We start from the raw sequence: 22,865 nt of genomic DNA, 5'->3' as shown, positions 1-22,865 counted from the left end.
GAAGATTTTATTTATTTTGCAATACTGCTGAGATTGTTGCTTCTGCAACTTTTTCTTCGCTAACAGATGCAATACACCTAAATTTGTGTACACCTAAACACACACTTTGAATGTTAGCTTGAAGAATCAATGTGTCCCCTGGAGTAACTGGCTTTCTGAATTTTGCATTTTCAATGGATCTCAAGTAAACAACTTTATTTTCTATTGTTTCTTTACCTAGAACACATATAGCAGATGCCTGAGCTAGAGATTCAATTATCAAGACTCCTGGCATTATCGGATGACCAGGGAAGTGGCCAATAAAAAATGGCTCATTGAAAGTCACATTTTTGATTGCTTTTATACTTTTACCAGGATCACACTCTATAACTCTATCTACTAAGAGAAACGGATAAGAATGTGGTAATATTTTTATAATATCACTGATATTAAATTGCATAAGCCTACTCAATGCCTTTCAAAGCAAATTCAGGTATTTTCTTGTTTATATTGTTTAATACCACATCTGATAAATCAACTTCATCCATGGAGTATAAAACTTGGTTCTTTTTTGAAATAAATAGTACCAAATCTATGTTGTTTTTTTCTGCCGTTTTTTTAGCGACTTCTTTTATCTTGTTAAAAACACTCTCTACTGCGTCTCTATAGCTTTCTTCTAAATGTAACATTTTTTTAGCGTAATTATCTCTAGTATTTACAGTGTGCTTATTAAACTGTTCTGTCTTTTCTTTTTTTGCTTCTTCTGACAAAAGTTCAAATTCTTCTTTTGATGGCTTAAGTTTTTCTAACTCACTTTCAAATTCTTGTTGTAATCTAGAATTCTGCTCCTTTATTTGTTGTTGTATGTTTTGCAGAGCAAGAGATTCATTGATAACTTTATCACTATCAATAATGGCAGCCTTTGTGTTCTGAGGTTGATATCCTACAAACTTATACCCCACAAATAAGGAAATAATTAAGGCAATAACTGATATAAATAACTGTATATATTTCATTCAAATCCCCGCTTCAATAGAAAATTTAACATTTGGTGATGGTATTATATCATAAGATTCCTTTACTAAAGGAAACCCGAAATCCAATCTAAGTCTACCAAAAGGAGAAAGCATTGAAAAGCCAAAACCTGGTGACACTCTCACAAGCTTGCTATCATAGTATTTCCCTTCATACTTCTTATTTTTATCATCTAAGCCAAAAAGTGTCGCATAGTCAACAAATAGTGAGCCTTTGATACCAGCATAGTCATATAGTTTTGGTAGAGGAAAATCCACTTGCTGTGTTAGATTAAAATAAGTTTTGCCTCCTAATGAGCTTTTATTTTTGTCTTCTGCTCTTGGTCCAATACCGGAAAGGTCAAACCCTCTAATCTCATTACCCCCTTTAAAAAAGTGCTGGCCAATGTTTAGATTTTCATCAGTATAAGAAAAAATATGACCTGCCGCCATCTTAAAGCGTAGAGTTATATCATCGTCAATTTTGCTTAATATAGGGTGCGTATAAAAAGATAAGAATTCAGATTTTAGGAAATTCACGTTTCCTCCCAATCCTGAAATATCCTGACTTAAGCGCAGTAAATACCCTTCTTTTGGAGTATAGAGGTTATCCAGTTTATTATGTGCCAACGTGTATCCCACTGATGAAATCTGATGTTCACCTTTTCGGTCCAGTATTATTTCAGAGATATCGGTGTCTTGTCCACCCTTATTATCCATGTGTATATGATTATACTTATAAGAATAGCGAAGGGAATTAGTTAAGTTCTCTGTGACTTTATATGATAACTTTGTAAAAAATCCCATATCGCAACTATCAAAAGTAGTGTTTGGCTTATCTTGTTTTTCGTAAAATACGTCTACACCTAGTGACGTATCAGAATCATTAAAATTATTTTCAACAAACTCTAAATCAGTAGAAAATACGTATTGACTTTTTTCAAGAGCAAAAGAGAGCTCTTTTCCAGTACCAAATAAATTACGGTCTTTGAGGTCAATTTTAATCAATGCTCCACCAGGAAGAGACACACCGCCTCCCAAATACAACGAAGTAGTGTTTTTTTCTTTAACATTTAAGTCAAGATTTACTGTATTGTCATTAACTGCGTAACTATTTACTTTCACTGTTTCAAAAAAATCACTACTCATTAGTTTTTTACGTGACTTTTGAATCTCAGATATATTGTACGCATCACCTTCTGCTACACTTAGCTTACTTCTGATCACTTTATCTAAAGTGCGATCGTTACCATCAATTGTAATTTGATTTATATAAATCTTTTTACCCGGCAGCACTCTGTAGGTTACATCTACAACGTTGTCACGTTGTGCATACTCTGGATTAACTTTTGCAAATATATATCCTTTTTCATTTAAATATTTGTTTATTTTTTCTACTGTATTATTAATTTTAACTCTATTAAATATCTTATCGTTTTCCTCTGTTATAAAATCCAATATTTCTTCTTTTAGGCTCAAATCCTGAATTTCAGTTTCAATATTAACCTCATTATTTCCAAACAAATACTGCTGTCCTTCGTCAATCAAAAAAGTTAACTCTGTTTGATTGTTATTATCAACCTCAACAATTGGTTGAATATTATTTTGAATATATCCCTTAGACGAATAAAAACGATCGAGCAATTCTGTGTTAATCAATAGATATTGCGGTGAATAATGATTTTCGCCTTTAAAAATGGCTCTAAATAACTTACTAAATATGTCATTACTATGTCTTTTAATAACTTGCTCTAGCTCATTTTCAGAAAAGTTTTTATTGCCTATAAATCTTATATCCTTAATTTTAGAGGTTTTGCCTTCTTTTATTTTGAAAATTAGATTGACCCTATTACTATCGAGCTTCTCCAACTCATATTCAATTTTAACGCCAACCTTACCGTTATTTCTATAAGTAGTGATTAAATTCATTAAATCGTTTTGCAATTTTGTTTCAGTGAAAATAGTTAGCGATTTTGACTGAATCACATTATTTAGTAACTCTTTGCTATTAAATAACTTATTACCCTTTAATATTATCTTGTTAATTAGTGGATTTTCTTGAATTTTTATTACCAAATTTTTTTTATCATCTATGTAAGCATTAACACTAGCAAATAACTTTGTTTTATATAGATCTTTTATAATTGAGTCTATATCATCGTCGTTTATATAATCACCAGATTTTAGTTTTATATAGAACCCTATTGTCTGGTTGCTTACCCTCTCATTACCAATACATTTGACATCTTTCACCTGCACTTTTTCCGCAGTTCCTAAAGCAACAAGCAGGGCAGGAAAAGAAATAAAAACCACTACCAGTATATAAAATAGCTTTTTCATATTTTATTTCAAAAAAGATCCCTAATATCATTTGACATTCCAGTTGCCATAAGCAAAAACAACACTAAAGCACCAAAAATAGCTGCATATTTTTGACATTTCAAGCTTAAATCCCTACGTATAACCGCTTCTATGATATAATGAAATAAATGCCCACCATCTAGCAGTGGTATTGGCAGCAAGTTAATTGCAGCTAAATTAGCTGAAATGATTGCCATAAAATATAGAACCATAATAAATCCCTTTTTAGCTGATTGTCCTGAATATTTTGCGATTTTTATTGGTCCACCTATTTCATTGATACTCCTTTTACCAACAATAATGTGAAAGAGAGCTTTGATCGTTAAGCACATAGTGTGGTAAGTTTCACTTACTGATAAGCTCACAGCCCCAAGAAAAGACGACTGCTTTAATGTATTGACTGAAATAATCCCTATAGTTTCTCTTTCTATTGTGTTGCCAAAAACGTCTTTGTCCTTGATTATTAATGGAGTTAAACTGGTCCTGTGCTTCTCATTATTTCTGCTATACTCAATCTCCATTCTTGTTTTAGGATTCGACATTATCACACGTGAAATATCTTCAAAGTATTTTATTTTATGCTCATTGATTTGTGTAATAGTGTCACCTGGCAACAAACCAGCTTGCTTAGCTGCACTACCTTCGATTACATTTTCAATCACCGGTGGAGTGCGATAATAACCTGCTATGCTAAAGAATATTGTAAAAGCTATAACAGCAAATACCATGTTTGCAAAAGGCCCTGCAAAAACTACTGCTGCTTTTTTATGACGCGGTTTTGTATGAAATGAATACAATTTTTCTTCTTCCGTTAATTCTTGTTGATCAGCTGGGACACTCGCTGCATTAGTATCTCCTAGCATTTTAACATAACCACCCAATGGAACAGCGCTTAATTTCCATCTAGTTCCAGACTTATCGTTAAAACCAAAAATTTCAGGACCAAAACCTATGGAAAAAGATTCAACTTTAACTTTGCATGCTTTGGCAACAACATAATGCCCATATTCATGCACGAATACTATGACAGAAATTATTAAAGAAAATGATAAAAAATAATATATTCCATCGCTAAATTGATGGATAAGATTAGAAATTAATTCCACCTGTATATTTAGATCTTAACAAAATGTTAAGTATATTAAAATGCGCCTCGCTTGACAAGTATTTAGTTTAACTTTTAAATTAAAAAAAGTTTAATTGTAATGACAGATACCTCACTACTCAGAAGAAAATTAATATATAGAAGCTGGCATAGGGGTTGCAAAGAAACCGATATACTTTTAGGGCATTTCGCATTGAAATATCTTGATAAATTTTCCTTAAGCGAACTAATCGAATACGAAAAAATAGTTGATCTTGATGATTACGAATTATATTGTTACATAACTCGTAAGACAAACCTCCCTCCTGGCTTGAATAGTCAGATAGTCAATTTAATTGCTTGCTTTATTGAAGCTAATCCTTTATGCACTCAAGATTAGTGATAATCTTATTTACCTTATCTAGTACCTCAGTATATTCTATTCTTTTCTCGTTTCTATACTTTTCGCGCTCTTGATTTACTTCATCTAATCGCTTTGTTAATTCTAAAATTTTATCCTCAAGAATTAGTGCTGCAAGTAAGAAATTTAATGCATCCGAACCCTTACCTCCAGTTTTTTGAGATACAGAACTAACTAACTTGTCAAAACTATTAGCAAGGCGTAATAAATGATTCCCCTTCCCACTTTCGCAAGATATTTTATATGTGTTATTACGTATAACTATTTCTACTACTTGCATATGGTGCTAAAAATTTCTATCGTACAGTATAAACTCAAACCCCTACTTTCATCTTATTTATGGTATAAATTTTTATTCATTTATCAAATCAGATAATTTTTTACTGCTACGAAAATATGTTTTAAAGTATTGATTCTTTGTAAACTTCTGTAACATTAAATGGCTTGTTTCTTTCAAGTTATAACTTCTAACTGAAAAAGAACCAAACCCCCTAATTTCAACTCTATTATGATGTTTCAATGTGCTTGAAAGTATCCCAAAAAATCTATCAACTATAGCTGCTATAACAATCTTATCTAAAAAAGGATGTCTTTTTGCTACCCTCGCTATTATATCAGACTTTGTTGCCATTTATATGAAGCCAAAATAAGTAAACCTTATCACTTAGCAGATAATGCTATGTTATATTCTTCAACACCCAATACTTCAACTTCTATTTTTTCTGATATAGAGAATTTTTTATTCTCTGGTAAATGCTCTTGATCTATTAGAAGGGTTACATCGTTCTCAACTTCAACGACTAGTCCATTATCTTCTCTCTTACCTACAATAACCTGTATTTTATCACCTACCTTAACTTTCTTTATCAGTTCTTCAAGAGGATCATACTCTATTTGTTTTATTCCAAGATAAGTTCTTGCCCGATTCACGTTAGCCCTTATTACTTTTGCTTCTATTTTATCACCTACATTATACTTCTTTATCTCATCTGAACCATTTTTAGACCAACTAAAATCTTTCACATATATTGTCCCTTCTACGTTCTCATCTATTTCAGAATCACCGAAAGCAACAGATACATATGAGCCGGTATTATTCTTCACTTCACCAGAAACAATAGAACCAGGAGGATATTTATTGATAAATACTTGCCAAGGGTTGTCTACACACCTTTTCATGCTTAAACTCATCCTACTCTTAGCAATGTCAATACTGAGAATTTTTACATATACTTCTTGTCCCCTTGTTACGAGACTACTAACTGGTAAATTACTCTTAACCCAAGTTATTTCTGACGAGTGCACTAAACCTTCAATTCCAGGTCTAAGCTCAACAAATAATCCATAATCTTCTATGCTTGTTACATAACCCTTATTCACACTATCAACTGGATATTTTGACTCTGCATCTTGCCAAGGGCTATCTTCTAGCTGCTTCACACCCAAGGAAATTTTAGCATTTTCCTTATCTATTTTTATAATTTTAACTTTTATAGTCTGACCACAAGTAAAAACTGCAGACGGATGACTTACCCTACTCCAAGAGATATCTGTAATATGTAACAATCCATCTATAACTCCCACTACATCTGATTCATGAATACCGACAAATACACCGTAATGAGTGATACTTTTTATTTTCCCTTCTATTATATCGCCTTCATTTAAAGATTCTAAAAATTTAATTTTTTCACCAGCGTGCAATTTTTCTAACACCAGCTTTCTTGATACTACAATATTGCCCTGCTTCTTATCCATTTTAAGCACGATGAACTTTTGTTCAGTTTCAATAAGGTGCTTCGCATCTTTTACTTGCTTCAAATCCACATGACTCAGCGGTAAAAAAGCGCTTATTCCGTCACCAAGATCAACAATAAAGCCACATTTAATTGAGCGTTTAATAACTCCGCTTACTTCAGCCCTTGTAACTGTATCTTCTTCCAACTTATTCCATTTTTCGTCCCTAATTGCTTTTTCACGACTAAGAACAACATTACCATGATAATCTTCAATTCTTTCCACATAAACTCTGATTTTCGAGCCAATAATGACCTCATCATTACAACCGAGTTCCTTGATCAGAATTCTCCCGTCAGATTTTAAACCAATATCAACCACAACGTCGTTAGGGTTTATTCTTGTAATTACACCTTCTACCACATCTCCTTCTTTAATTTTGTTAACAAAAGAATCTTCAAACAAGGTATTATCTTGATCCTCAAATTGGCCTTGACATATCTCTTCTATAAATTTGTTTGATGATAGCTTTCTGATAGTAACCGGTAGATTTACGACTGGATTATTATTATTCATACCTTTAACTTAAACTTTATTAGAACTCATATATTATATAATATTAACAATTATTGACAAGTAATTTTTCATTAACTCATTTCGAGAATTGTTTAAGCTATATAAAATATAGTGAGAAAATTATATATGTATCAAGAATATGCTATTTAAGAATAGCAAGTGGATTAGATCGTTCTCCAGAAGGTCCAGGCTAAAACCTGATGTTGATGAAATATTGGAAAAATATTCTATTCAAAACAGCAAGGAATCTATAGAGAAAATTGTAAATTCACAAAAAAGAATATGGGTAGAAATAGGCTTTGGCAACGGTGAAAATATGCTTTACCAGGTGCTCAATGAACCTGATCTATTATTTATAGGATGTGAGCCCTACTTAAAGGGGGTTTCTCGCTTGCTGACAAACATAGAAATACAGAACATAAAAAATATTTTAATGTGGACAGAAGATGCAAGAGAATTGATTGCAAATTTTCCTGATAACAGTGTTGAAAGATTCTTTATTCTCTTTCCAGATCCATGGCCAAAAAGAAGTCACAATAAAAGACGATTAATTAATACGGAATTTTTAAATTTATTAGCAAAAAAAATACTTATAACAGGGGAAATATTCATTGCAACCGATCATCAGGACTATGCAGAGTGGATAGCATCACATATAAAGCAGTGTAACTCTTTAATCTATAGGGAAGACGATTTCACAAGTTATACTCTTACAAAATACCACAGAAGAGCGCTCAAAGATCAGCGTAAAGTGAGGTTCTTTAAAGTAAGTGTTATTAATAATTTGCAGACTATGGATCAATAGAGTTTTTGCATATCTCTTTTACGTTAACTATAGATTAAAAATAATAAAAAAAGAGGGAGAAATAGAGTAAATTCCTTTAACTACTTCTCCTTATGAAGGAATAGACTTCTTGCATAACCCAAACTAAGTAGAAAAAAGGTATCATCCAAGTAGCCCCTTTCTCGTCATGCCGCTGCGAATCGTCATACCGCCGCGGCGCTAACACGTAGCGGGATGATGAGGCTTATCGTCATGCCACCGCGAACCGTCATACCGTCACGGTATCTCTTAGCCGCTAACAAGTAGCGGGATGACGGTTGTCAGGTTAGCTGTTATCCCAGTTTTTGACACTGGGATGACAACGAAGGGCTACTTGGATGACAGGGAAGGATGCTGAAATGAAGGTTTTTCAAATTGTCGATAAACCTAAATCTATAATAACTATTTGCCTTTTTTCTAGGTTATGCAAGAAGTCTACTGAATAACAGTAAGATTTTTCAATCCTGTTCCACAGCAAATTTTAGTGCCATGTGAGTAGTTACAGTGCTGTTAACAATCAAAATAACAAAAACTAAGATGGTGATTAGTAGTGTATAAATATTCAAGGATAAATTTTCAAATTGAGTTAGCATTTTAAAATACACAAAGGTTGGCATTATCATTGGCAAAACAAGAATTTGCGATACTCCTGATGCTAAGTTGTTTTGACCAATCATCAATGCATTTCCAGTAGCTGAAATATTAGTGATTATCAGCGTATTAAATAATAAAGACACTCCAACTGCTATTGAGTGTTCAATACTATTGCCTAGAATTGCAAAGCTGAATATGGAAGAAATTACTGAAATCGGTAACCCAAATAATAACCAGTGAGCGAAAATTTTATAAGCAACTATAAGCCTAGAAGAGAGTGGCTGTACAAAGATTTGCTCTAATATTCCATCATGATAATCAGATGTAAACAAATTATTTGTAGAAATCTGCAAAACAAATGTAGCACATATCCATGTTAATGTTAACATAACTTCTTGTTTATTGTTGTTTTTAAGTGTAAATGAAGATAAACTTAACATTATGATAAAAATACATACTATATAGGTAAAGTTCTTATCATCTATTACTAATTTTTTTACTGAGTCGATCATACTAGGCTTTTAAATGTTTATTATAAATTATAGTGTTTACTTTGAGGTAGTATAATTTTTTGTTCATAAATTATATAGGTTTTATTATTTTTTTGATAATGCAATTATGGAAAAGTTACCAAAAATAAAGTCACCAGAAGATTACACTCCTTCAGAAGATGAAGAATATATGAGCGTAAAACAACTGGAATACTTCAGCTTAAAGTTACAATCAATACTCGCTGAGTTAGAGAAACAAGAACTAGAAGATAATAGTATTGATACATACTATTCTGATGAAGATAGTGGAAACGAGGAATTAATCAAGCGTCGAAAAGATAGAAAAGAAAAAATTAAGGAGGCGTTAGAAAAAATAAAATTAGGCACTTATGGTTACTGCGATGGAACAGGAGAAGAAATAGGAGTCGAAAGACTTAAAGCTAATCCGCTTGCTATATATTGTATTGAAGAGCAAGAGAGAGTAGAAAAAGAAAAGAACGTGTACAACATTAACGATTAATTTACACATAAGTGGTGAGCCCATTGGACTTCAAGAGGAGCAAGAGGCGCTGAAGTATGTTATGCTATAAAGAAAGTGGAAAATTGGACATTCTCAACTTGACTCCTGCAGATTAAAAATTAAGTTGTATCCGTTCAGGCAATGGCGTCAACTTAAGGAAAAATATCAGCGATAGTGTATAAAATTTCTCTCTAAATTTTTTATCATTAAATTATCCAAAGAGTGCAAGGGACAGCACTTTTGTTTCTGTTTTATTTCAACAAAGAAGTCTAAAATGTGTCCTTTTTAGGTGAAATATGCAAAAAGGAAAAAACCTTATTCTACAAATTAAAAATATAATATACTCGAAAACTTTTCAGAAAATCCATTGTGTTGAGTTTTACACGAACAAGAAAACTTCCTTTTTCGACAGTATTTTCTATGATTTTAAAGTTAGTTAAAAAAAGTTTGGGAATAGAATGTGAACTTATGGAGCCATTGACATGTACCCTCAAAGCAAGCTTTTTCTAAAGCAAGGTATAAGATTTGCCATACAGGCTTTCAAGAATTTAAGCATCCAAACAGCCTATCAGGATGAACCTGAGTTGGAGAGGCTATAGACTTATTGCAGCAGATGGTTCTGGTATGAGATTACCCAGCTCTGGGGAAATTGTATCCGAGTTTGAACCAAATGGAACAACAGGCACCATTGGCAATTTGTTTGTTGATTTGTGTACTTCGCTAATTTGTAGTGCTCGTCTTGCAGCTTGGAATATAGGTGAACAAACGTTGGCGGCAGAGCAATTACCCGAAGTTATCACTCAAATGCGTTTATTAAATCAAGAGAAATTATTATTTATCTATGATCGTCTTCAGTAAAATTCATTCAGCAGCATTATGATTTGGAAGTAGATTTTATTTTTCGCTTGCAAAAAAGAAATTATAGTAAGCTATGGGAACGCTGGCGAATTAGATTTTGATTTTATATTAGAAAATGAAAAGCTAAAAAATAAAATGAAAGGACAGAAAGTAAGAGTTATAGTGCTGACATTAGCCAACTGAGAAACAGAGTTTTTGACCGAGACTTTGGAGCAAAGCTTATGTGTTAAGGTGGCACATAGAGGAGTGCTATAAACGACTCAAAGTAGGAGCAGAGTTAGAGAATTTTTCTGGAGAGGCTGTATTACAAGAATTTTGGGCAAACTTGGTCATGTGCAATATATTATCGCTTCATATATGTGATGCACAAGGGCCTTGGAACCCAGATCAAATTACTGAGTATCGTTTAAATTTTTCAGTTTTATTTGGTGTAATGAGGCAGAAACTCTATCAGGTACTTATTGCGCCAAAAAACTTTCAAGCCCTTTTTAAGTATACGCGCTAAAGTTAAAATCCGACCGGGACAGCCGCAATAAAGTAGATAAGCCTAAACGCCATCATGTCTTTAGGAGAGTTTGCTAATGAAAGTTCTTAAGTTGACGTCATTGACTGTTCCGATTCGTTATATGACATAAGAGCATCATATATTTCATGCAATATATTTGAGATGTTTTTTTCCATATGTTGATTAATATGCCCATATATTGTCGTCTCTTCCGAACACTCTGTATCTTTATGTATATGATTTTGTTGCTTTAATTCTTCTCTATCTACACTCTCTATTTGCTCTGACACTAGCATAACTACCCCATATTTTACATAACGAAATAAAAAAATTCTAACTGTAGTATGCTTATATAATCTACGAAGTCAATAGTTAAATTGAAAAGTTTCGGTTATAATTTACTTCATATAGAACATGCCCTTGAATTATGCTAAAAATCGCCATAGTAGGCCTACCAAATGCTGGAAAATCGACCCTATTCAACAGATTAGTAGGAAGAAAAGCAGCAGTAGTGAGTAACATTCCAGGAGTGACAAGGGATAGGCGAGAGGGAATGGGGAGAATTAGCGATTTGGAGTTTAAAGTTATAGATACAGGAGGATGGAACGACCAAACTAATTTTTCACTACAAGTTATTGAACAAATCGAATTTTCTTTATCCAATTCAAACATAATTTTCTTTCTTGTTGATGCAAAAGTGCAAAATGAGCGAAATGAAGAGTTTGCAAAGTGGCTGAAGAGAAAAATAAATAAACCTGTAATACTAGTAGCAAATAAATGCGAGAGTCATAAATCCGAAAATGTTGATTATTTGCAGTTTTTTGATTTTCTTGGCCCGGTGTATATCTCTGCCGAGCATAATCTTGGCATGGTTGATCTTTATGATGCATTAGCTGGTGTTATTGAAAATTTTAACGAGAACACTGAGTTACCTAACAATGAACTGAGTAGGCTGAGGATCGCGATCATCGGCCGTCCGAATGTTGGAAAATCAACTTTTTTAAATGGTTTACTTGCAGAAAACAGACTAATAACAAGTTCAGAGCCAGGTACCACACGTGATTCTGTGGATATTACATATGATCATGATGGAGAGTTAATTACTCTAATTGACACTGCCGGAATCCGCAGAAAGGCGAATGTTGTAGATGGCTTAGAATCAAGATTTGTTGAGAAAAGCATGGAATCAATCAAGCGCTCTCATGTGGTAGTTTTAATGCTAGACTCCCTAGTTGGTATTGAGCAGCAGGATTTATCAATTGGTGAAGCTGCAATTAAGGGAGGGAAAGGGATTATTGTTGTTTTAAATAAGTGGGATTTAATAGGTAAGGATGACAGAAGCAGGTTAATAAAATTTGTCAAACAACAGGAAGTAACCAGGTTATTCTTGGAAGTGCCAACTATAACAATTTCTGCGTTAAAAGGCATGCGCTGCGGTGATGTGATAGATAAGTGTCTTGAAGTGAGTGAATCCTTGAACAAGAAGATCAGCACTGCAAAACTGAATAAGTGGCTCATAGATGCTGTAGGAAAACATTCTCACCCTCTTGTAAAAGGCAAAGCAGTTAAAATGAAGTATATCGCTCAAATTGGTACTAAACCTCCAGCTTTTTCTTTGATATGTAACATACCTGAAAGTGTTGATGAAAGTTACAAACGCTATTTAATTAACGATCTCAGAAAAAATTTCTTTGCAGACGGTGTGCCAGTTAGATTGCTTTTGAAAAAAAATAAAAATCCCTATGTAAAATGAATACTCTGCTTTATACTTTCAGGGATAATTTACTTAAAGTTATGTGTAATAATTCCAGAATTCCTGCAATCTTTCTGCTGTCGAGTGCCGCTGCTCTAATTTTTGCATATGTGCTAGAATATTTTTTCAACATGCTGCCATGCAAGTTATGTACATACGAGCGAATAGTTTACTATATCGCCGGATTACTTGCAGTAGCGTGCATGCTTAAAGACAACAAAATTCTAATCTATGCAATGTTTTGCAGCTACCTCATAGGTGCAGTAATATCTTTTTATCATATAGGTCTTGAACTCCACTTATTTCATGATGTTTTAGGTTGTACAGAGCAAGCAAGTGGTAACGTTAGTATAGAAGAGCTCAGAAATAATCTACTAAATCCTAATTACTCTCCATCTTGTGACAGACCTCATTACGTTCTAGGTGTTTCCTTAGCAACATGGAATCTAATTTATCTCATAGTAGCTCTGTTCGTATCAGGTAAGGTGTATTGTGGAGAAAGAAAGAAATCTAAATAATTTAAGGTACAGCAACAATCAGTTCTTGCAACAGGCAATTAGAGTAGATCACGCTGGAGAATATGGAGCTATTTGCATTTATTCTGGTCAAAAATTTATTCTTAAGAAATCTTCTATAATCAATGAAATAATTGAAATGGAAGAGCAGGAAAAAAAGCATTTTCACTATTTTAATGAGAAAATCAAAGAGCAAAAAGTTCGTCCTACTGTTTTGTTGCCTGTTTGGCGTGTTTTAGGAGTGTCGCTTGGCGTTGCAACTGCCATTATGGGCAAAAAAGCTGCTATGGCTTGCACTGCTGCAGTTGAAGAAGTTATCGGGGAGCACTACAAAGAGCAAGTTTCACATTTAGAAGATGGGGAATTAAGAGAAACTATAAGTAAATTTCGCGACGAGGAGTTAGAGCACAAAGATATTGCAATTCAGCACAATGCTGAAAGCGCATTTGGCTACAACATTTTATCATCATTCATAAAAACAGGCTGCAAAACTGCTATTTACTTGTCTAAGTTAATTTAACTAAGCAGCTTTCTTAAAGTGTTTTAAATGTTCTGATAACAACAGAAACCAGGAAGGAATTCAAGTGTAACAATTATTTTATAACTATATTTACATATCACCATTATTAATAAATAATTAGTATTTGTAAATTAAATACATCTAAAGTATAGACTGCAAAGGAGGCAAAAGTGCGTTTTAATTTAGAAGAGGGAAATGCTCTTATGTAATACCTGCCACAGGTTCACAACTGTACGAACATTCATTTTTGAAGGTAAATTGCACAGCAAATGGTGTCATTCCAGTCTGGAATCCAGAAATTTTGCTTATAACTGAGCTGATAAGCTAAAGGTAATTGTCTTACACTAAAACAAACGTTTTTAATTAAGTTGCATAGAACCAGTGTCTGGGCACTGGGATGACACCCCACTGGTGGTCCAAACTACAACGTTCGTACAGTTGTGGATTCCAGACGGCTTTGTTGCATCACACTTTATGAGATGGTGATTTATGGTAAATTCATGTAACTATCTCAAATTTAGCCATACCAATATCAGTGAATTTATTAAGCAAATAGCATTTGATTAGCAGTTCTTTTTCTCGATTTATCTCAGATTTATTCCTAAAACTAAATCCGAATATTTGCTTTAATCTTGAGAAAAACCCTTCAATATAAGATCTTTTCCCATAATTTACTTCTTTTTTCCATTCTTTCATGCCATCTTCACCGTATAATTTTATTAACCTAATAGCAGCATTCCTGTCAGACATATAATCTATTTCTGGATGTTCTGCCGCATTGTTTATTGGTGGAATTTTTGTCTTTATATCATATTCGTTACACAACTTATAAAACTTGTGCCTATCACATGCTCTATCTGCATATAGTGCTTTTATGGCATGCTGAAAATCAACTTCTTTTAGCAAATCACAAGCTCCATAGTGATCAGAGTAGACACCGTTACTGTATTTTACAGCTATGGCTTTTTTGTTGTTTATATTCAACATTACGTGCAATTTTCTCGTTTGCTCATAGCCACGATATTTTCTGTTAGTGCTATTTTCCTTGCTGTGACCAGGAGTGTTGTTGTATATACTAATTCCTGTACTGTCTATAGCAATTTCGATATCTTCCATATTATTTTCTGCAATCATTTATCTTAATATTAAGTTTCTTAAACCTTCTTGATGCTTGTGAATAGCTGATAACTGCCAAATCTCTTCCTATTTGTTGCAAATACCCTTTTATAAACCCGACTGTTTGTCTTAAACCAATTCTAAAGAAACTGACGATTATATGCACCAAAATCACAACTTTATCACTATAAATATAGTTGCCGCCCTGCATTTTTGGACAATTCTCGTACCAATTTTCTATGGCGTCATTGATATAACAAAAAATGCTTCCTCTTTCTTGGAGAAATTTGTTATATTCATGGCAGTTACTGACTCTCATTTTTTGTGGCATATTTTTTCTTCAACAGTTAAATGGCTATTTATAATGAATTTTGTCAGTAACTGCCAGTTCTTTTCACTTGAGCGATGCAACAAAGCCATTCCAGACTGGGATGACACCCTACTGATGGGCCCAAATCACAATGTTCGTACAGTTGTGGGTCAGGCTATAGGATGACAGAAATTGACTTTATTAGCTATAGGTGGTATGACACTCAGTCAATTTAAGTAAGCAGATGATCTTAGCTACAAAAGTATTTTTTACCTCATTTGTTTTTGGGTTTATTCTTTTTCCCTATTTTATAAAGCTTCTAAAAAAAATAAGCAAAGATGGGCAACCAATTAGATCATGTGGACCAGAAAGTCATTTAATAACAAAAAAGAATGTACCACCTATGGGCGGAATAATAATACTGACTTCTTCTTTATTACCAATTTTACTCTGGGTTCAGTTAACACCAGAAATTTTGCTGCTGATATTGATAACTCTATTTTTTGCTCTACTTGGATTTATTGATGATTATTTAAAATTGAAGACAAATCACTATCGAGGTTTAAGTGCAAAAACCAAAATACTTATTCAGTTTATTGTTGCTCTGGTTGGTGTGTTTATACTTAAGCTATACTCTGCTGAATGTTTTACAAAAACGTCCCTATTTAAAGGAGTAATAATAGATTTTGGCTATCTATATGTTCCGTTTGCTGCGTTTGTAATTGTCGGCTCTTCTAATGCTGTGAATCTCACAGATGGTTTGGATGGCCTTGCTGCAACTCAAGTCATCACTTCCTTTGCTTTTTTGGGGCTAATTGCATATATAACTCAAGCAGATATGAATATTACTTTATTCTGCATTGCATTTATAGGAGCTATTCTAAGTTTCTTGTGGTTTAACACACATCCAGCAAAAATATTTATGGGTGATGTTGGTAGCTTGTCGGTAGGCGCAGCCTTAGGGTTAACTAGTGTCCTAATTAAAAGAGAAATGCTTTTTGCCGTTATTGGAATAATTTTTGTAATAGAGACTCTATCTGTTATTATTCAGATATCATATTTTAAATATACAAAGTTTAAATATGGAGAAGGAAAAAGAGTTTTCCTTATGGCACCAATGCATCATCACTTTGAAAAGAAGGGATGGTCAGAAAATGTAATCGTTATGAAATTTTGGATAATTTCTATTATCTGTTCAGTTTTTACTATAACTTTCTTATTATAAAAACCTATGAAATACCCAGACTTTACATTAGAAAATAAATTATCAGGAGTGATAGCAGGAGTGGATGAAGTTGGAAGAGGTCCGCTAGCTGGTCCAGTAATATCCGCAGCCGTAGTGTTTATTGATAGAAATACAATTATTGATGGAATCAACGACTCGAAAAAGTTGACTCCTCAATGTAGGCAAGTCCTATATGAAAAAATAATATCCGTTGCAAAATTTGGTATAGGAATGGCAAGCGTAGAAGAAATAAATTCATACAATATCTTGCAAGCAACAAAACTTTCAATGAAACGTGCGTTGATAGACTTGGACCTAGAATTAGATTATGTGCTAGTTGATGGTAATCAACCACCTGAAGTGAAATGGCAAGTGAAATCCATAGTAAATGGTGATAATTTGAGTACATCAATTGCAGCAGCTTCAATCGTTGCAAAAGTTACGAGAGATCGGCTTATGCAAGAATTGCACAATAAGCATCCTGAATATAATTGGTATAAAAATAAAGGATATGGGACAAAAGAGCACCTTAACGCTATTGGCCTTTATGGAATTACAGAACATCATAGAAAAAATTTTGCACCCATATCTCGGGCATTATAGCCTTTACCCTTTTTTGAAAGGTATGGTTTCATTAAATAGGCAAACTGTACTCGATCCATTCCTTAAGGTAAACACTGAACTTACCCTTTCGATTATCAGGTAGTTATCAACTGTACGGAAATTTACTAAAGACTCATATCCTGCAGAATCAACCATAAAAACTGCCGGAAAATCAGAGTTTATTTTATTGAATTGTAGATATGTAAATTTTCCGTCATCAAAAACCTTAATTGGTATTATTGACTGACTACCTTTGACGTGCGAGATGGAATAATTAAAATTTAATCCCTTCTTTACAACTTCAATATCATTGATATCAGGAATAATGGTATGACTAGCTTGTTCGAAGATATCACCGTTATTTGTTGTGTAAATCTCATCACTGCTAAATAGTGGATAAAGAAACCTTACTTCATATGCTAATCTTGGATCATCTAGTCCAGTTGCTTCTTCAGCATGAAGTTCAAAGTAATAAACTCTTTTATTGGTAATTATAGTTGCATTAGTATCAGCAATATCATCTATGGGCTTAATAAACAATCTGTTACCTTGAGGAAGAAGTTGCCAACCAGTTGAATCACCCATTGAAAGGTTTTGTATTATCTCCCCTGGTTCAAACAATATACTGGACTGATAACCATAAAAACCCGTATACTTATGTATAGCCTGTGGGTTATAATTTATTACCTTTATGTGATTATCTCCAGCTATTGAACGTGGCTCCTGTTTTGCAAGTGCATCACTACCACAGAGGAACAATAGTACGGCAAACAGTAAACCAATCATAATATCAAAATGAATTAATCTTCATTTTATCATTAATAGACATGCACTGCAACTGTTAAGGCACTTTCTATACTATAAACCCCAAAGCAAGCGGTAGAAAAGGCAAGAAATAAGGTAAACTCCTTAAATACTTTAGAACTACAGGAGGCTTCACCTGAACGGGTACACTTGGAATCCTGCCATTTTCACTTCGTAAACATACCAAGAATTCTGTCCATTATTCCACCCATGTTTGCTTCAGCTTGAGTATACTCTATTTTACCACCATGCAAGATTAGTTTAATATCTGATCCAGGTGATATATTAACAAATTTACTGCCAACAACTCCACTGCTAGTGATCAGAGCTGAACTATCAATTGGCAATTTTATGTCTTTGCTTATACACATATCGATTCGTGCTACGTAGGTAGCTTTGTCAAGTGATACACCAGTTATGCTTCCAACATCTACACCAGAGATCTTGACACTATCACCAACTCCTATACCGTTAGCGTTAGCAAAAAGACCATATATTTTATAGCAATCCTTATAGTTTTTCTTTATGTAAGATAGCTTATCAATAGCAAAGAAAATCAGAAAAATAGTAAAAATTAATACAAATAATCCAGCGGTTATTTCAAGTATATTTGACCTTCGCATCTTTAGTTATCAGGACTCCAGCTTTTATAGTAATTTTTCACTTTTTGGTTTGGATAGTATGCATCTTTTGTACCCGTTAAATTAGGAGTATGTTTTACTTTTCTTTTTTTATTATTAACTGGTACTACATTATCAGTATAGTGAAGCCATATATGCCATTCCGGAGGCACTGTTGTAGGCTCAGAAACACTGCTATACATAACCCACCTTTTTCCTTTACTTGATTCATAGTAAGAATTTCCATTTTCATCTCTTCCTACAAATTTATCTTCTCTTCGTAATAGGCGTTTTATTGCATTACAAATTTTAGATAACATAAGGGTATTAAAACAAAAAGTATTATATATACTAATACTTTAACGATATATTAACAACAATTTAATGCAATTACCAATCTTACAAGTTATTATCCCAATAATTGCATCAATGTTTTGCTTTCTTGCCAAGAAACACAAGGTATCTTGGTTTATTTCTTTTATTGCAACAACAATCACTCTTATCATTTCATCAATACTACTCATTAAAACATATAAAGGTGAAATTATAACTTATCACCTTGGAAATTGGGCTCCTCCGTATGGAATAGAGTTAAGAATCGACGTGTTAAATTCCTTAATTCTAACCCTAGTGAATTTTATAGCGCTGATTAGTGTGCTTTATAGCTTTTATATTAACGAAAAAGAGATTAGCAAAAACAAAATCACTGGTTTTTACTCTCTATTTCTACTGTGCTTAAGCGGACTGCTCGGGATTCTAGTAACAAACGACATATTTAACCTTTACGTTTTCTTGGAAATTTCATCTCTTTCTTCTTATGTATTAGTTTCAATGGGAAGGGATAAAAAAGCCTTGGTTGCAGCATTTGAATGTCTAATTAGTGGAACAATAGGTGCAACATTTTATTTATTTGGCATCGGGCTCTTGTATTCAATGACTGGAACGCTCAATATGTCTGACATGGCTGAAAGAATAGTTCCATTATACGATAACAACATCATAAAACTTGGCACGTTGTTCATTTTTGTTGGTCTCTCAATCAAAATGGCACTGTTTCCATTAAGCAGGTGGCTGGTTAATGCATATAGTGAGGCGCCAAGTTTCATTAGCATATTCTTTTCAGGCACAGTGACAAAAGTGATGATATATGTTTTCATCAGAATCTTTTATACTGTTTTTCATCAAAATTTTTTCTTGTTTAAGCCGCTACTGGACAATGTGATAATTATCCTCGCACTTTGCGCTATTGTATTTGGGTCGATATTTGCAATAACCGCAAAAGACATAAAAAGACTGCTTGCTCACTCTAGTATTAGCCAAATTGGTTATATAATTTTAGCACTGAGTTTTAACTCAAAAACAGGTGTATTTGCAGCAATTCTTCACATAGTAAACCACAGCATAATAAAAACATCTTTATTTATGGCTGCAGGATGTATTTCTTACAAATTTGATACAACAAAAATAGAGAATTTATCGGGACTCAAGAAATCAATGCCTTATACAGCACTTGCGTTCACTCTATTCAGTTTAGCATTAATCGGTATGCCTTTAACAAATGGCTTTATAAGCAAGTGGTATATAATGAAAGCAATTATCGAATCTCATGCGTGGATTTCCCTTGTAACATTTGCTGCTGGCTCTTTCCTTGCATTGATATATATGTGGAAGATGGTAGAGAAAATGTATTTTGAAAATGATGCAACGTCACGCACTGGAATGACACCGGACAAAATTAATGATGTGCCATTTCCTATGCTTTTCTGTCTATTGTTTATGGCAGCTTTAACAGTAGTAACTGGAATATATAGTACTTCAATTCGGTTAGTAGTTGAGAAGTTGGTTTTTTGATTTTTATCTTTGTTTCATATTTTACTATACTTTAAGGTTATAAGGTCTTTATTGTGGATAGGCTGAAGAAGATTCATTGGTTGTTAGTCATTAACGTGATAGCGCTGTTTTGCGTTGGCATTGTTGTTCAATACTCTTCTGCTGGAGGAAAGTGGGTGCCATTTGCGATTCACCAACTGGTCATATTCTCCTTCTTTTTCCTATTCGCTATAGCTATGTCATTCATAGAGCTAGATTTTTACTTGAAGTACGCCTACTTTTTTTATATAGCAGCAGCGATTTCGCTATTAGCAGTAAATTTTTTTGGCTCACACATAATGGGTGCAACAAGGTGGATAAGAATTGGATCAATTAGTTTGCAGCCATCAGAATTTGCAAAAGTAGGCTTAATACTTGCGCTTGCTCGCTATTTTGATAAGCAGAGTGTATATAAAATGATGGAATTTAAAATATTGCTTAAGGCACTTATAATTATTTTCTTACCCGTGTTCTTGGTGTTAAAGCAACCTAATTTAGGCACAGCTGTGATAATGTTATTTATAGGGATATCAATTATATTCACAGCAATAATAAAAAGATCTCATTCGGTAATATGTGGAACGCTTGGCATTTTTGCAGTACCGGCTATTTGGCCTTTTTTACGTCCTTATCACAAGCAAAGGATATTGTCGTTTTTGGATTCATCAGTGGATCCACTTGGGATAGGTTATAATGCGCAGCAATCTCAGATAGCTATTGGTTCAGGAGGTTTGCTTGGTAAGGGCTTTGTTAACGGAAGTCAAACTCAACTTGGATTTTTGCCGGAAAAGCGTACAGATTTTGCTTTTGCAGTGCTGAGTGAGGAGTGGGGCTTTTTAGGTAGCATGGCTTTAATTTTGCTTTATACCTCATTACTTGGCATAATTTTCTCTATCGCTTATAGGTCGAAAAATTATTTTTCTAAGTCGGTATCTATCGGCATTTTCGCCTTTTTTAGCGCTCATTTTTTTATAAACATCGGAATGACAATGGGCCTCTTACCTGTGATAGGCGACCCATTGCCATTTCTTTCCTATGGAGGAAGTACAACTGCTGCAAGCTTGATATGCATAGGATTATTGCTGGCAATAAAAGCAGATGAACAACAAAATGCTTGTATTTTACCTATGCTAAAGTAAAATTAAACTTTACTTAATAGTTTTTATGCTAGATGAAATGCGTGAGGAGTGTGGGGTATTTGGCATAAGTTGCAACCAAAGTGCTGCTTTTAACTCTATACTTGCTCTCCACGCTTTGCAGCATAGAGGTCAAGAGTCTTTTGGCGTAGCAACCAGTAACAACGATAAGCTGCACTCTTATCACTTTCAAGGTCAAGTGAGCAGCGTATTTGATGATATAGATGAAATAAAGAAATCCTTACCTGGAGATTGTGCAATAGGTCATGTTCGATACTCAACAAGTGGTAGTAAATTTGGAGTGCAGCCCATGTTTGGCAAAAGTGGCAAATTTGGGGATTTTGCCATAGCACATAATGGTAATTTAATTAATATTTCTCCGATACGCAAACAATTAATTAAACAAGAGTGCGTTTTTCAGTCAGATATTGATACAGAAGTAGTAGTGCATCTGACAGCAAGCGGTGAAAAAGATAGCTTCTTAGAGAGTTTTATATATGCATTAAAGCAAATACAAGGTGCTTATTCTTTTGTGGCAATCAATCAAGAAGTAGTTATTGGAGTACGTGATCCGTCTGGAATCAGGCCTCTTGTTTTAGGAAAGTTAAACGGTTCTTACGTTCTTGCATCTGAAACTTGTGCTCTTGATATAGTAAATGCAGAGTTTGTTAGAGAAATAGAACCAGGTGAGTTAGTCACCATTGATCGAAATGGTAATCTAGCTTCAGCATTTCCTTTCCCACAGCAAAAATCAAGTTTTTGTATTTTTGAATACGTTTATTTTTCAAGACCAGATAGCATAATGGAGAATAGGTCCATATATGATATAAGAAAAGAAATAGGAAAAATACTTGCAGAAGAGAGCCCACCAAAAAACAATGTAGATATGGTTGTACCAATACCTGATTCTGGAATACCTGCAGCTATTGGATATGCAAAGCATTCAGGATTACCTATGGAACTGGGAATAATTCGTAATCATTACATAGGAAGAACTTTTATACAACCAACCGCTGAAGTACGTAAAGTTAGAATAAAATTAAAATTCAATGCTAATAAGCACACTTTGAAAGGTAAAAACATAATTTTAATAGATGATAGTATAGTGCGTGGTAGTACGTTAACAAATATAATAGTTATGCTAAAGGATGCAGGAGTAAAAGAGATTCACCTCAAAATTTCAAGCCCACCAATTAAGCATTCTTGTTTTTATGGAATAGATACACCAGAGTGCAAAGATTTAATTGCTGCAAATAAATCTGTAGAGGAAATTAAGGAAGTTATAGGAGTAGATAGCCTAGCCTTCTTGAGTATTGATGGACTATATCAGGCTGTTAAAGGAGAGGTGCGTAACAATGCTACACCACAATATTGTGATGCTTGTTTCACTGGTGATTATCCGATTGGCAAATAATCTACGTAAGATCACTGG

At 33.8% G+C, this 22,865-nt stretch carries 25 protein-coding genes and 1 pseudogene; 12 read left to right on the top strand and 14 right to left on the bottom strand.

Going from position 1 to position 22,865, the window contains the following annotated elements; translation table 11 throughout:
* Nucleotides 1-7: 7 nt before the first annotated feature.
* From fabZ to rseP, 4 genes are read right to left on the bottom strand one after another with little or no spacing between them, the layout of a single operon-like run.
* A complete protein-coding gene (gene fabZ, locus ABWU29_RS00890; protein WP_006279640.1) occupies nucleotides 8-439 on the bottom strand; it encodes a 3-hydroxyacyl-ACP dehydratase FabZ in 432 nt (143 codons plus the stop codon).
* 4 nt (nucleotides 440-443) lie between these two features.
* Nucleotides 444-995 (bottom strand): OmpH family outer membrane protein, encoded by a 552-nt coding sequence (locus ABWU29_RS00885; protein WP_077188197.1) that lies wholly within the window; start codon nucleotides 993-995, stop codon nucleotides 444-446.
* A complete protein-coding gene (gene bamA / locus ABWU29_RS00880; RefSeq protein ID WP_015589374.1) occupies nucleotides 996-3,332 on the bottom strand; it encodes an outer membrane protein assembly factor BamA in 2,337 nt (778 codons plus the stop codon). It abuts the gene before it with no gap.
* Between the two features lie 8 nt (nucleotides 3,333-3,340).
* A complete protein-coding gene (gene rseP, locus ABWU29_RS00875; RefSeq protein WP_012673365.1) occupies nucleotides 3,341-4,459 on the bottom strand; it encodes an RIP metalloprotease RseP in 1,119 nt (372 codons plus the stop codon).
* Nucleotides 4,460-4,558: 99 nt separating this feature from the next.
* Between rseP and ABWU29_RS00870 the strand changes: the two genes are divergently transcribed.
* Nucleotides 4,559-4,837, top strand: a complete 279-nt coding sequence (locus tag ABWU29_RS00870) for a succinate dehydrogenase assembly factor 2 (RefSeq protein WP_006279484.1) — start codon at nucleotides 4,559-4,561, stop codon at nucleotides 4,835-4,837.
* Here ABWU29_RS00870 and ABWU29_RS00865 read toward each other — a convergent pair.
* From ABWU29_RS00865 to ABWU29_RS00855, 3 genes are all read right to left on the bottom strand, one after another.
* Nucleotides 4,812-5,138, bottom strand: a complete 327-nt coding sequence (locus tag ABWU29_RS00865; protein ID WP_010082086.1) for a cell division protein ZapA — start codon at nucleotides 5,136-5,138, stop codon at nucleotides 4,812-4,814. The genes ABWU29_RS00870 and ABWU29_RS00865 overlap by 26 nt on opposite strands.
* 72 nt (nucleotides 5,139-5,210) lie before the next feature.
* Entirely contained in the window at nucleotides 5,211-5,489 is a 279-nt protein-coding gene (locus tag ABWU29_RS00860) for an HU family DNA-binding protein (protein ID WP_010963035.1), read from the bottom strand.
* A gap of 29 nt (nucleotides 5,490-5,518) precedes the next feature.
* Nucleotides 5,519-7,171, bottom strand: a complete 1,653-nt coding sequence (locus tag ABWU29_RS00855) for a 30S ribosomal protein S1 (RefSeq protein WP_015589375.1) — start codon at nucleotides 7,169-7,171, stop codon at nucleotides 5,519-5,521.
* A 139-nt stretch (nucleotides 7,172-7,310) separates the two neighbouring features.
* On the opposite strand from ABWU29_RS00855, the gene trmB reads away from it, so the two are divergent.
* Nucleotides 7,311-7,976, top strand: coding sequence for a tRNA (guanosine(46)-N7)-methyltransferase TrmB (gene trmB, locus ABWU29_RS00850; protein WP_012673367.1), 666 nt, complete (start codon nucleotides 7,311-7,313; stop codon nucleotides 7,974-7,976).
* A gap of 476 nt (nucleotides 7,977-8,452) precedes the next feature.
* Here the strand turns inward: trmB and ABWU29_RS00845 are convergent, their stop codons facing one another.
* On the bottom strand, nucleotides 8,453-9,100 hold the full coding sequence (locus ABWU29_RS00845; RefSeq protein ID WP_015589376.1) for a heme exporter protein CcmB: 648 nt from the start codon (nucleotides 9,098-9,100) through the stop codon (nucleotides 8,453-8,455).
* Between the two features lie 106 nt (nucleotides 9,101-9,206).
* On the opposite strand from ABWU29_RS00845, the gene ABWU29_RS00840 reads away from it, so the two are divergent.
* A complete protein-coding gene (locus tag ABWU29_RS00840; protein WP_010963040.1) occupies nucleotides 9,207-9,599 on the top strand; it encodes a TraR/DksA family transcriptional regulator in 393 nt (130 codons plus the stop codon).
* A gap of 296 nt (nucleotides 9,600-9,895) precedes the next feature.
* Nucleotides 9,896-11,039: pseudogene (locus ABWU29_RS00835) on the top strand (transposase).
* A 9-nt stretch (nucleotides 11,040-11,048) separates the two neighbouring features.
* Here ABWU29_RS00835 and ABWU29_RS00830 read toward each other — a convergent pair.
* A complete protein-coding gene (locus tag ABWU29_RS00830) occupies nucleotides 11,049-11,258 on the bottom strand; it encodes a hypothetical protein (RefSeq protein ID WP_353280054.1) in 210 nt (69 codons plus the stop codon).
* A gap of 131 nt (nucleotides 11,259-11,389) precedes the next feature.
* Between ABWU29_RS00830 and der the strand changes: the two genes are divergently transcribed.
* Genes der through ABWU29_RS00815 form a run of 3 tightly spaced genes read left to right on the top strand, consistent with a single transcriptional unit; the run spans nucleotide 11,390 to nucleotide 13,750 of the window.
* A complete protein-coding gene (gene der, locus ABWU29_RS00825) occupies nucleotides 11,390-12,715 on the top strand; it encodes a ribosome biogenesis GTPase Der (RefSeq protein ID WP_010963041.1) in 1,326 nt (441 codons plus the stop codon).
* Entirely contained in the window at nucleotides 12,712-13,233 is a 522-nt protein-coding gene (locus ABWU29_RS00820) for a disulfide bond formation protein B (protein ID WP_015589379.1), read from the top strand. Before der ends, ABWU29_RS00820 begins: the two co-directional genes overlap by 4 nt.
* Complete coding sequence (locus tag ABWU29_RS00815) at nucleotides 13,208-13,750, top strand: demethoxyubiquinone hydroxylase family protein (RefSeq protein WP_006279362.1); 543 nt, start codon at nucleotides 13,208-13,210, stop codon at nucleotides 13,748-13,750. The genes ABWU29_RS00820 and ABWU29_RS00815 overlap by 26 nt, the downstream gene beginning before the upstream one ends.
* A 498-nt stretch (nucleotides 13,751-14,248) precedes the next feature.
* On the opposite strand, the gene ABWU29_RS00810 is transcribed toward ABWU29_RS00815, so the two are convergent.
* Both ABWU29_RS00810 and ABWU29_RS00805 read right to left on the bottom strand, forming a co-directional pair.
* Nucleotides 14,249-14,884 carry a transposase gene (locus ABWU29_RS00810; protein ID WP_264953956.1) on the bottom strand — a complete coding sequence of 212 codons (636 nt, stop codon included), beginning with the start codon at nucleotides 14,882-14,884 and terminating at the stop codon, nucleotides 14,249-14,251.
* Nucleotides 14,868-15,197: a transposase gene (locus ABWU29_RS00805; RefSeq protein WP_141456678.1), complete on the bottom strand. Its 330-nt coding sequence runs from the start codon at nucleotides 15,195-15,197 to the stop codon at nucleotides 14,868-14,870. Before ABWU29_RS00805 ends, ABWU29_RS00810 begins: the two co-directional genes overlap by 17 nt.
* 223 nt (nucleotides 15,198-15,420) lie before the next feature.
* On the opposite strand from ABWU29_RS00805, the gene mraY reads away from it, so the two are divergent.
* Nucleotides 15,421-16,401, top strand: coding sequence for a phospho-N-acetylmuramoyl-pentapeptide-transferase (gene mraY, locus ABWU29_RS00800; RefSeq protein ID WP_007548592.1), 981 nt, complete (start codon nucleotides 15,421-15,423; stop codon nucleotides 16,399-16,401).
* Nucleotides 16,402-16,407: 6 nt separating this feature from the next.
* Nucleotides 16,408-17,004 (top strand): ribonuclease HII, encoded by a 597-nt coding sequence (locus ABWU29_RS00795; protein ID WP_015589381.1) that lies wholly within the window; start codon nucleotides 16,408-16,410, stop codon nucleotides 17,002-17,004.
* Nucleotides 17,005-17,007: 3 nt separating this feature from the next.
* Here the strand turns inward: ABWU29_RS00795 and virB9 are convergent, their stop codons facing one another.
* The 3 genes from virB9 to ABWU29_RS00780 all read right to left on the bottom strand — a co-directional run bounded on the left by virB9 (nucleotide 17,008) and on the right by ABWU29_RS00780 (nucleotide 18,748).
* On the bottom strand, nucleotides 17,008-17,790 hold the full coding sequence (gene virB9, locus ABWU29_RS00790) for a P-type conjugative transfer protein VirB9 (protein ID WP_015589382.1): 783 nt from the start codon (nucleotides 17,788-17,790) through the stop codon (nucleotides 17,008-17,010).
* 185 nt (nucleotides 17,791-17,975) lie between these two features.
* Entirely contained in the window at nucleotides 17,976-18,431 is a 456-nt protein-coding gene (gene mlaD, locus ABWU29_RS00785; RefSeq protein ID WP_007548591.1) for an outer membrane lipid asymmetry maintenance protein MlaD, read from the bottom strand.
* A 2-nt stretch (nucleotides 18,432-18,433) separates the two neighbouring features.
* Nucleotides 18,434-18,748, bottom strand: a complete 315-nt coding sequence (locus tag ABWU29_RS00780) for an NADH-ubiquinone oxidoreductase subunit NDUFA12 family protein (RefSeq protein ID WP_007548590.1) — start codon at nucleotides 18,746-18,748, stop codon at nucleotides 18,434-18,436.
* Nucleotides 18,749-18,812: 64 nt separating this feature from the next.
* Between ABWU29_RS00780 and ABWU29_RS00775 the strand changes: the two genes are divergently transcribed.
* From ABWU29_RS00775 to purF, 3 genes are read left to right on the top strand one after another with little or no spacing between them, the layout of a single operon-like run.
* The gene (locus tag ABWU29_RS00775) at nucleotides 18,813-20,279 is read left to right on the top strand and encodes a proton-conducting transporter membrane subunit (RefSeq protein ID WP_015589384.1); all 1,467 of its coding nucleotides are present in this window, start codon (nucleotides 18,813-18,815) and stop codon (nucleotides 20,277-20,279) included.
* Nucleotides 20,280-20,332: 53 nt separating this feature from the next.
* Nucleotides 20,333-21,436 carry a rod shape-determining protein RodA gene (gene rodA, locus ABWU29_RS00770; protein WP_141456677.1) on the top strand — a complete coding sequence of 368 codons (1,104 nt, stop codon included), beginning with the start codon at nucleotides 20,333-20,335 and terminating at the stop codon, nucleotides 21,434-21,436.
* Between the two features lie 25 nt (nucleotides 21,437-21,461).
* Complete coding sequence (gene purF, locus ABWU29_RS00765) at nucleotides 21,462-22,847, top strand: amidophosphoribosyltransferase (RefSeq protein ID WP_015589386.1); 1,386 nt, start codon at nucleotides 21,462-21,464, stop codon at nucleotides 22,845-22,847.
* The last annotated feature ends 18 nt before the right edge of the window (nucleotides 22,848-22,865 follow it).

The sequence above is a fragment of the Wolbachia endosymbiont (group A) of Phasia obesa genome (assembly GCF_964028125.1).
GTDB classification, from domain to species: domain Bacteria; phylum Pseudomonadota; class Alphaproteobacteria; order Rickettsiales; family Anaplasmataceae; genus Wolbachia; species Wolbachia pipientis.
The sequence above is the reverse complement of the archived record's forward strand: the minus strand, read 5'-3'. Positions and strand labels throughout refer to the sequence as shown.